Annotated in this window: 1 rRNA gene; it reads right to left on the bottom strand. The window is 45.5% G+C overall.

Annotation, left to right across the window (positions count from 1 at the left end):
- Positions 1-77, bottom strand: a 16S ribosomal RNA gene (locus tag ACTHSQ_RS11400); the annotation flags it as partial.
- Positions 78-244: the final 167 nt, after the last annotated feature.

Genomic DNA, 244 nt, shown 5'->3' with positions numbered 1-244 from the left:
ATAATATCCCGTTCGACTTGCATGTCTTATCCACGCCGCCAGCGTTCGTTCTGAGCCAGAATCAAACTCTCCGTGAAAAACGGATGAGGATTGCTCCTCAAAGTTTGCGCAAAACAGCTGCTAAGGCTGTATGCTAAATCCGACTATCCATATCCCACTACTGCTTCAGCCCGAGGGCTGTCAGCATTTGTGGGGTTTGTACAGTCTTTATAATTATTGAAATCAAAGATCTGACGTATAACGC

Origin of the sequence: Neisseria sp. P0009.S008, assembly GCF_051958615.1 — a bacterium.
Taxonomy (GTDB): domain Bacteria; phylum Pseudomonadota; class Gammaproteobacteria; order Burkholderiales; family Neisseriaceae; genus Neisseria; species Neisseria subflava.
This window is presented reverse-complemented; position numbering and strand designations above follow the sequence as displayed.